Below are 6703 nucleotides of genomic sequence, written 5' to 3'. Positions count from 1 at the left end.
GCGCCGCCGCGGCGCCCGGCGCGCGGGCGCGGCGCGCGCGCGGCGCCCGCCCGCGGGCGCGCGCGGGCGGGGGGGCCCCCCGGCCCCGCGCCGGGCACCGGGGAGGCCGGCCGTGGCAGGTGCGCGGAGCCCGACCCTCCGGGGTGGGATTACGCCATCAAAGGTCTGGTTTCGGTCTGCTCGGCACTTCGAAGGCAGAATCGCGGTCATGGCATGGGAATCGCATGGCAAAGTCTCTTCATGGCGCATGTGAAATGTCACATGTGCTACCTCACCTGTTCTGATCGTTCCTCGTACCCTCCGAAGGAGGAGGCAATGAACCGCATCACCCGGATCGCCTCGGGCGCGGCCGGCGCCGTCGCCCTGCTCGCGGCGCCGGTGCCGGCGCTCGCCGTGTCGACCAACGGCGCGGCCGAGACCGCCGCCACGGTGACGACCTGCGGCTACAGCGGCCTGCAGGCCGGGCTGTCGACCAAGGTCTGCGCCGAGGTCACCGGCGCCAGCGTCGTGCTGTACGGGCAGATCGGCCTCGCCGGTCCGCCCACCCCGGACACCCCGTGGCCGCCGAAGCCGCAGGAACTGCTCACCCGCCTGTCGGTCGGGGTGGTCGGCGGCGAGTCGCTCGGCTCGGCGAGCGGGCGCGCCGTGTTCACGGCCGCCACCGTGCGGGTCGACGGCGTCAGCGTCACCGTGCCGTGCGGTTCGACCCTCCACGCGACCTTCGCCGTCGAGTCGATCTGGCGGGGGCCGGCCCCGGTCGAGGTGGATGTACCTGTACTCTGCTGACGGAACCTCACCATGACCGCCGAGTCCGGGAGTTGGCAGCGTCCCGGGCTCGGCTTCCGGCGTTCCCGCGCGCCCTCTGGATGTGACGTGGACCACCCGGGGGTGGCCCCGGCGGGCCGGGCGGCCGCCAGGCGACGGCCGGGCGCCCACTGTGACGACTTGAAGAAATCTTCATCTGTGGCGATGATGCTTGCCGGCCGCCGGTGAGGACGCGGCCGCACGCTCACCGAGCCGTACCCGAGGGAGGGACGCGGACCATGCCCGTCCCGCTGTACCAGGCCAAGGCGGAGTTCTTCCGCACCCTCGGCCACCCGGTCCGGATCCGGGTGCTGGAACTGCTCCAGGACGGGCCCCGGCCGGTGCGCGAGCTGCTGGCCGAGATCGAGGTCGAGCCCTCCAACCTCTCCCAGCAGCTCGCGGTGCTGCGCCGTACCCAACTGGTCGCCGCCACCCGCGAGGGCAACACCGTGGTGTACGCGCTCAGCACCCCGGACGTGGCCGAGCTGCTGCGGGCCGCGCGCCGGATCCTGACCGAGCTGATCACCGACCAGGGCGCGCTGCTCACCGAACTGCGCGAGCCCGGCGGCCGGCCGCACCGTTGAGCCCGCCGAGGCCCTCGGGCCGGTCGAGCGTGTCGAGCCCTTCGAGCCCGTTGAACCCTTCGAGCCCGTCGGGCCCGCTGAACCCGCGCCCGACCCGGCCGGCCGACCCGAGGAGAACCCCCGCCATGAGCGAGAGCACGAGCGACGGCACGCGCGAGGAGAAGCGCCGACGCAAGGCCATGCTCATCCGGGCGGGCATCTACATCTTCGCCACGCACCTGTTCGCCGGCTTCGTGCTGCTGCTGTTCGCGCTCGGCGGCCGCAAGTAGGCACCTCCTACGTCCGAGGGCCGTCCGTCACGAGGTAGCGGTCGCTGGTGCTGGTCCAGGCCTGGACGCCCTCGATGAGCTCCCGGGTGCCGTCCAGGTACCAGCGCCCGGCCGGGTGGCGGTGGCGCAGGTCGCTGCGCAGGGCGTCGTTCTCCCGCCGCAGCCGGGCGACCCGGGAGCGGACGGCGCCGACGGCCCGGCTGCGGGTGCAGCCGCGGATCCGTTGCAGGGTGAGGACGGTGTTGAAGGCGGCCGCGCTCTGGCGTTCCTCCCGCTCCAGTGAGTACAGGTCGTTGATCAGCGTGGCGGCGTCGGCGGTGTTGGCACGCAGCCGGTGCAGTGCGGGCTCTGCGTGGAGGGCGGCGGGGGCGTCGGCGCCGTGGACCCGTTCCAGTATGTTCATGAACGGGTAGAGACAGCTGCCGTGGCGGCGCAGCCGCATGGTCTCGGGCAGGCCGAGGGCGGGGACGGTGCCGTGGGCGCGGTGTTCGGCCTCGGCGGGGAAGGTCTCCAGACAGGCCTGCCACTCCCGGGCGGCCCGGGCGCGCCAGTTGGGGGACATGCCCTGCGCCTGGCGGCTCCACAGGTCGTGCCAGGCGCGGAGCACGTGGTCGCCGGAGCGCGGCGCCGGGCCCGCGCCGACCGGCGCGGAGGCGCCCGTCCGATCGGCCCCGGTGCGGTACAGGACGTCGATGAGCGGGTCGACGACGTCGCGGGCTTCGACGGGGCGGCGCCCGGGCGGGCCGTCGAAGCGGTCGTCGAGGATGGTGAACCAGCCCAGCATGTCCACCAGCAGGTCGAGGTCGGCGCCGTGCGCGCGGGGGAAGGCGTGGCCGATCAACTCGTGCAGGGCGTAGGCCCCGTAGCGGGTCATCTCGGGCGGGGTGAGGAGGTTGCGGCCGACCACCCAGGCGGCGTGCCGGGCCGCGGCGGTGCGCAGTTCGCCGGACCGTTGCGGGAGTTGGGGCGCGGCGGGGGCCGAGGCGGGGATGCTCACCGGGCAGCGGGCCGCCGGCGGGGCCTCGACGGCCGCCCGGTCCTCTCCCGCCCGGTCCTCTCCCGCTCGGTCCTCTCCCGCTCGGTCCTCTCCCGCCCGGTCGTCCCCCGCCCGGCCCTCTCCCACCCGGTCGTCCGGCGGGCTGTCCGGGCGGGGCACCCGGGCGCCGCGCGGGGTCAGCCGCACGCGCAGCCCGTGCGCCTGGACCGTCGTCCACACCACTTCCCGGGCCCGGGTGCCGGGGACGGCCACCGGCCGCCAGCGGCGCAGGATCGCGGCCGCCGCGACCGTCAGCTCGGCCCAGGCGAAGGCCTCCCCGATGCACTTGTGCTTGCCGGCCCCGAACGGGAGGAAGGAGTGCCGCCCGGCCCCGCCGGACTGCCAGCGCTCCGGGCGGAAGCGCAGCGGGTCCGGGTAGCGGTCCGGATCGCGGTGCAGTGCGGTGAGGCTGTAGAGCAGTTCGGTGCCGGCCGGGATCCGGTACGGGCCGAGGTCCACCGGCACCTGGGCGGTGCGCATCAGGAAGGCGTTGGGCGCGTGCAGCCGCACCACCTCCTGGGTGACGCTGCGGGTGTAGGTGAGCCTGGCCAGCGCCTCGGGGGTGGGGGCGGCTCCGGCGGGCAGGTGCTCGTCGAGTTCGGCGAGCACCCGGGCCTCCACCTCGGGGTGGCGCAGGAGTTCGTCGAGGAGCCAGGTCAGTGTGGTGGAGACGGTCTCGGTGCCGGCGCCGAACATGGTGATCGCCTCGGACCGGACGTCCGCCTCGGTGAGCGGCCGGCCGGTGCCCGGGTCGGTGGCGGCGCGCAGCAGGGCGGGCAGGGTGCCGCCCCGTTCGGCGGATCGGGTGCCCGTCGGCCTGACGGCCTGGTCGACGACCTGGTTGAGCACCCGGACGGCGGCGTCGAAGCGCCGGTTGACCGCCAGCGGCAGCCGGGCGAGCGCCGGGTGCGGGTAGAGGGACTGGACGATCTGGCCCTTCACCAGGTCCGGCAGGGCCTGGTGGAAGGCCAGGGTGGCATCCTCGCTCAGCCGGGCGTCGAACAGCGAGCGGGTGACGATCTCCAGCGCGAGGTGGTTCATCTCCTTGGCCACGTCGAGGACTTGACCGGGGTGCCAGCGCCTGGCCCGCTCCTCGGTGACCTGGTGCATCACGGCGACGTACTCGGCCATCCGGTCCGGCCCGAAGGCGGGTTGGATGATCCGGCGGCGGTCGCGGTGGGCCTGGCCCTCGGACATCAGCAGGCCGTCGCCGAACGCCGTCTTGAGGGTGTCCTGGACGGCGCCGCGCGGGCAGTCGTAGGCGAGGGCGACGAGCAGGGTGTGGACGAGCGGGGCGTCGGTGACCACGCAGACGGTGCGCGGCCCGAGCCGGATCCGGACGACGCCGCCGTGCCGGGAGAGCGAGCCGAGGAAGCCGAGCGGGTCGCGCAGCAGGGCGGCCGCGTGGCCGAGGCCGGGGACGGCGCCGGGGGCGAGCGGGGGGACGGTCGCGGGGGTGGTGCGGAGTGCGGTGGGTGCGGTTCTCGGGGGGAGGTCCCGTTGCCGCGTCTCGGTCAGCAGGGTCATGTCAGTACCTCTCATCAGAGGAGCCGGTGCGGACGGTACCGGGGGCCCCGACGGGCCGGCCGGGTGGTGGGGGGCCGGCTCGCGCGGATCCGCGCGTGCCCCGGCTGGAGGGGCGCACGTCATGGCAAACGCGCCGGTTCGACGGGCGTTGCGCCGAACGCGGGTGGATCACTCCAACGGTCGATCATCCGCAGTGGCTCCGACCGCCCCGGAACGCGGTGCTGACCTGCGGCGAAGGCCCCACCGGAAAGATCCGGGCCGGTCCCCTCGCGCAGGGTCTTTGGACCCTCGCCGCCCGGCCGCCCGAGGGCCAGCATGGTCCGGGAGAAGGAGGACCCTGATGACCAGTCTGCGCCACCGGCCCGCCCTCGACGTCCGGGTGGAGATCCGCGGCGAGCTGCCGCGCGAGAACGCCGAGTACGCCCGGGCGCAGGCACTGGACACCGTGGCCGGGCTCGGCCCCGGAACCCGCGCGCTGCGCATCCGGCTCACCCGCGTGCGCGACCGGGCCATGACCCGGCCCGCCCTCGCGCAGGCCCACGTCGACCTGGCCGGCGCCGGTCCGGTCCGGGTGCAACTCGCCGCCGCCACCGCCCGCGAGGCCGTCGACGTCGCCCTGGGCACCCTCGCCGGCCGGGCCGCCCGGCTGCGTGAGCAGGGCGACATCGGATTCGCCGCCGCCCACGAGAGCGCCTACCGCCCGCAGTACGCCGCCCGCCCGCTCGCCGAACGGCGGATCGCCCGGCGCAAGGAGGTCGTCCTCGCCCGCCGCACCCCCGAGCAGGCCACCCGCGAACTGCTCGTGCTGGACCGGCCGTTCCACCTCTTCGCGGACGCCGTGACCGGCCGGGACGCGCTGGTCCACCGCTGCCCGCTCAGCGGCGCGCCCGGGGCGGGCCGGTCCACGGGCGCCGACCCGGCGGACCCGCTCGACCTCACCGAGGCGGCCCGGCGGCTCTGGCTGACCGGCGGCCCGTTCGTCTGCTACGCCGACCCCGGCGACGGCCGTGCCCGGGTGCTCTACCGCCGCTACGACGGCCACTACGGCCTGATAACGCCGGTAGCGGAGCCTCGTTGACGGGCAGGAGAACCACCGGGGCGGGCCCACCGGCCCCGATGGCCACGACCGCCACGACCGCCACGACTTCCACGACAGGGGAACCGGGACCATGGACTGCGACGAGGTCATGCTGACCGTCCGGATCACCGCCGCCGAACGCGCGCTGCTGCGGGCCCTCGCCCGCGGTCACGGCGGGGACGTCTCCGAGGTGGTGGTCGACGGCCTGCTGGAGGTCATCCCCGCGCTGCACGACGACGCCTCCGCGCTGCCGCTGCGGCGCGTCCTGGCCCGGCCCGCCCCCTGCGCCCTGACCCTCTGGCTGCCCGCCCCGATCGCGGACCTGCTGCCGCTGTTGGGCGAGCGGATCGCGCGGACCGGCGGCCCGTCGAGCGGACCGGCCAGCGCCGCGCTGTCCGCCGCGCTGCGCCTGTGGCTCGCCGGGGACCGGGCGGGGCTGGCGGCCGGGCTGGCCCGGCTGCACGGCGGCTGCGCCGGCGGGCGGGCGGCGGCGCAGCAGGCCCCGGTGCGGGCGGCGGCCTGACCGGTTCCGGTGGCCGGGCGGCGGCCTGGCCGGTTGTTGACGGTGCGTCAGTCATCGGCTCCAGCTGGCATGTCCTGGGCGGGAATTGGCCAGTTCAGGACTCTGGTCAGGGCCCCGTGACACGCCCTAGCATTTTCGTCACGGCCGTCTGAGCCCAGACCCCGAGGCTCCGGCCGGGTGGCCGCCACCACCCCGTTGCCGGGGAGTGCACACCCCCCGAGTGCGCTTCCCGGCAACGTCACGTCCGGGGCTGTCCCCGGGGCTCTCGGCCCGCCCCCGACCTTCCCCCCCGGTGTCGTCCGCTCCGCGCGACCCGGCCCGCCGCGTGCGAGCGGCCGAATTCCGCAAGAGGTTTTCGTTATTCCCGCGCGGCCCACCGCTCTCCTGAGTGCCGGAAGGTGCGGGCCCCCGCTCGGCAGGGCGCCCGCACCTCGCACGAGGAGGGGAAACGCGATGGGACGCCGGAGCGCGGAGCCGCGCCCCCCTTAGCGGTAACTCGCCTCCGGCGTCGGCCGGTTCACTTCACGGCGGGTGGCGGCGCGCTGGTGCTCGGGCTCGACGGCCGCTGGTACTACGGTGGTCGGTTAGGGCGTGTCTTGTGGATCAGGTCGGATCAGCGCGCGGCGTCTGGGTGCGTGCATCGTAAGGCGGAGGAGGGAGTCCATGCGGAGCATCGGCGACCGACGACAACGCGGCGAGGTGCGTGCCCAGACGCCGCGGGCCCGGCCTGATCCACAAGACACGCCCCCGGGGGGAGTTCGAGCAGCCCGAACGGCCGGCCGTGCAACAACCGGCCGCTGCTGAAGGCCTCCTGAGACCGTCCGGCGGCGGGCGGGGGGGGGGGGGGCGGCCCCCCCCCCGGCGGCCCGCCCCCCCCCGCCC

At 75.5% G+C, this 6703-nt stretch carries 6 protein-coding genes; 5 read left to right on the top strand and 1 reads right to left on the bottom strand.

The window, feature by feature from the left end:
- Window positions 1-315 precede the first annotated feature (315 nt).
- The 3 genes from ACFV6D_RS38115 to ACFV6D_RS38105 all read left to right on the top strand — a co-directional run bounded on the left by ACFV6D_RS38115 (window position 316) and on the right by ACFV6D_RS38105 (window position 1657).
- Window positions 316-786 (top strand): hypothetical protein, encoded by a 471-nt coding sequence (locus tag ACFV6D_RS38115; protein ID WP_380563301.1) that lies wholly within the window; start codon window positions 316-318, stop codon window positions 784-786.
- A 257-nt stretch (window positions 787-1043) separates the two neighbouring features.
- Entirely contained in the window at window positions 1044-1388 is a 345-nt protein-coding gene (locus ACFV6D_RS38110; protein WP_063350638.1) for a helix-turn-helix transcriptional regulator, read from the top strand.
- 125 nt (window positions 1389-1513) lie between these two features.
- The gene (locus tag ACFV6D_RS38105; protein ID WP_159398578.1) at window positions 1514-1657 is read left to right on the top strand and encodes a DUF6126 family protein; all 144 of its coding nucleotides are present in this window, start codon (window positions 1514-1516) and stop codon (window positions 1655-1657) included.
- Window positions 1658-1664: 7 nt separating this feature from the next.
- Here ACFV6D_RS38105 and ACFV6D_RS38100 read toward each other — a convergent pair whose 3' ends face one another.
- The gene (locus tag ACFV6D_RS38100) at window positions 1665-4220 is read right to left on the bottom strand and encodes a cytochrome P450 (protein WP_380563299.1); all 2556 of its coding nucleotides are present in this window, start codon (window positions 4218-4220) and stop codon (window positions 1665-1667) included.
- Window positions 4221-4560: 340 nt separating this feature from the next.
- Here ACFV6D_RS38100 and ACFV6D_RS38095 point away from each other — a divergent pair, with 340 nt between their 5' ends.
- Both ACFV6D_RS38095 and ACFV6D_RS38090 read left to right on the top strand, forming a co-directional pair.
- Entirely contained in the window at window positions 4561-5298 is a 738-nt protein-coding gene (locus ACFV6D_RS38095; RefSeq protein WP_380563297.1) for a sigma 54 modulation/S30EA ribosomal C-terminal domain-containing protein, read from the top strand.
- A 91-nt stretch (window positions 5299-5389) separates the two neighbouring features.
- Window positions 5390-5821, top strand: coding sequence for a hypothetical protein (locus ACFV6D_RS38090; RefSeq protein WP_063350641.1), 432 nt, complete (start codon window positions 5390-5392; stop codon window positions 5819-5821).
- Window positions 5822-6703: the final 882 nt, after the last annotated feature.

This window comes from Kitasatospora sp. NPDC059812, from assembly GCF_042732075.1.
Classification (GTDB): domain Bacteria; phylum Actinomycetota; class Actinomycetes; order Streptomycetales; family Streptomycetaceae; genus Kitasatospora.
This window is presented reverse-complemented; position numbering and strand designations above follow the sequence as displayed.

Coding starts and splice junctions, on each gene's coding strand:
- ACFV6D_RS38115 (WP_380563301.1), top strand. CDS start 316: ATGAACCGCATCACCCGGATCGCCTCGGGCGCGGCCGGCGCCGTCGCC.
- ACFV6D_RS38110 (WP_063350638.1), top strand. CDS start 1,044: ATGCCCGTCCCGCTGTACCAGGCCAAGGCGGAGTTCTTCCGCACCCTC.
- ACFV6D_RS38105 (WP_159398578.1), top strand. CDS start 1,514: ATGAGCGAGAGCACGAGCGACGGCACGCGCGAGGAGAAGCGCCGACGC.
- ACFV6D_RS38100 (WP_380563299.1), bottom strand. CDS start 4,220: ATGACCCTGCTGACCGAGACGCGGCAACGGGACCTCCCCCCGAGAACC.
- ACFV6D_RS38095 (WP_380563297.1), top strand. CDS start 4,561: ATGACCAGTCTGCGCCACCGGCCCGCCCTCGACGTCCGGGTGGAGATC.
- ACFV6D_RS38090 (WP_063350641.1), top strand. CDS start 5,390: ATGGACTGCGACGAGGTCATGCTGACCGTCCGGATCACCGCCGCCGAA.